Genomic DNA, 1960 nt, shown 5'->3' with positions numbered 1-1960 from the left:
GGCTGCGGGGCAATCGGCGCGACGGCGACGCCACCGGCCAGCGCCAGTGCCACACCCACGCTCAGACACGAATGCCCGATCGCCCCCATGATGCCCTCCTAGTCAACAGTCCTAACTATGCTGAGCGTGACCGAAGTGTAAGATAAATGCCCTGGTTCAGCCCGAAGTTACCAAATCGGGCGTCGGCGGTCGAATCGAAAGGGCAAATCCGCGGGTCAGTCCAGCAACCAGGCACGGCGGCCGTAGCCGTCCAAGTGTGTCACCTGCTCGACCGGTGTGCGGGTGGTCGGCCCGTACCGCCCGCGCGGCCAGCCCAGCGGCACGATGCAGCACGGTGTCACCGCGTGCGGCAGGCCCAGCGTCCGGCGAGCCGACGCCACACTCCACAGCGGCAGGGTGATCAGCGAGGCACCCAGGCCCATGGCGCGCGCGGCCAGCAGCAGGTTCTGCACGCTGGGGTAGATCGACCCCCAGTATCCCGACTCGGCCACGTGGGGCATCCGCACCAACGGCAGCCGTCCCTTCAGGGCGCCCAGTCGCAGGCAGCCCACCACCAGCACGGGGATCTCGGTGAAGTGGTCGACCTGCCACTGGATCGCCCGCGCGATCTTGGCGATCGACTCGTCGCGGGCCACGGCGCGCCGCAGCACCACGCCGCGTTGAACCCGCCAGGCTTGGCGGTAGCGTCGGGCCAGTCTCTCCTTGATGCGGTGGTCCTTGACGATGACGAACTCCCAGTTCTGCGAGTCGTTGCCGGTCGGTGCCCGCAGCGCCAGCTCGATGCATTTGAGCACCACGGCGTCGTCGACCGGGTCGGGAAGCACCCGCCGCACTGCACGTTGGGTCATCATCGCCTCGGCCAGCGGCATGTCCAGCCGCGTCAGCGCCTCGGCGACGGCGGGCGCCGGATCTACGAAGTCCGCGGTGTCAGCCATGCTCGACGGCCCAGGTGGTGGTGAAGCACTGAATCTGCGGGATCCCGTCGGCGAACTGGCGTGCGACCAGGCCCTCGATCGTCCCGCCGACCAGCGGGACGTTGAACTCGACCGTGGCGGTAAAATCCAGCCGCGAGCCAGTCCCGGACGGCGCCAGCACGGCCACCCCGTGGCCGGAGCCGGGCGCGCCGATCACCGCAACGCTGATCTCTCCGCGCATCCGGCCGTCATCGGTCGGACACCACACCTCGGTGCTCGCGATCTTCAGATCACCGCGATACAGCTTGGCAAGCATCGCCGGCAGCAGGCTACGGCGCAGGTCCTCGGTGACCACCACCGTCACCGCGCCGTCCGGGCCGACGACCAACGAGTCCAGCGTCTTGTCGCCGCCGAAGGCTTCCAGCCGGGCCAGCCAGTAGTCGCGGTCACCGAACGCCGAACAGAGCTGTTCGACGCTGGCGGGCGAGGTGAACGACAACTCGAACGAACGTGGCATCGGCAGCTACCCGAACAGCCGGTCGGCGAGGCCGGCAGCGAACACCCGTGTCTGCTGCAGCTGCTCAGCTGAGACGTTGGTGGGCGGAATACGCACACCCAGGTACCTCTTTCGGTACTGTCCGCTGCCCAGGTAGCTGGTCAGCGACAGCATCGAGCGCAGCGTGTCGCCGGGATAGGTGAAGTGGATCTCGCCGGCGTATCCGCCGCCCTGCCGCTCGGCGAGCTCACGCACCGCCGCCGCATTCTCCCGCCAGTACCGCCGGCACACGACGAACACCGCGAACGGCTTGCCGGCCAGCAGGTTTCCCGCCTCGTCCGAGGCCAAGAAGGACCGCATCGGCATGCTCACGGTCTGCCACCAGGTCGGCGAGCCGATGCAGATCAGGTCGTAGTCGCCGTTGCGGACCGCGTCCGGGGTGCGGATGGCCCCAGTGGCGCCGCGCTTCTGGGCGCCCAGCACGCTGAGCATGTCGGGCCAGACCCGCTTCATCGGGAAGCGGGCGAACCGCTCGGCGTACCGCGGGTCG

Annotated in this window: 3 protein-coding genes; all 3 read right to left on the bottom strand. The window is 68.7% G+C overall.

The features are described from left to right. Window positions 1-215: 215 nt before the first annotated feature. A complete protein-coding gene (locus AC2VOU_RS17600) occupies window positions 216-935 on the bottom strand; it encodes a nitroreductase family protein (RefSeq protein ID WP_486958528.1) in 720 nt (239 codons plus the stop codon). After that, window positions 928-1431: a DUF2505 domain-containing protein gene (locus AC2VOU_RS17595; RefSeq protein WP_486958527.1), complete on the bottom strand. Its 504-nt coding sequence runs from the start codon at window positions 1429-1431 to the stop codon at window positions 928-930. The genes AC2VOU_RS17600 and AC2VOU_RS17595 overlap by 8 nt, the downstream gene beginning before the upstream one ends. 6 nt (window positions 1432-1437) lie before the next feature. Continuing rightward, a partial coding sequence (locus AC2VOU_RS17590) for a flavodoxin family protein (RefSeq protein ID WP_486958526.1) occupies window positions 1438-1960 on the bottom strand: 523 nt, incomplete at its 5' end.

Source organism: Mycobacterium sp. TH-M25, assembly GCF_057473665.1.
Note: the sequence above shows the minus strand (reverse complement) of the source record. Positions and strands in the feature narration are given on the sequence as shown.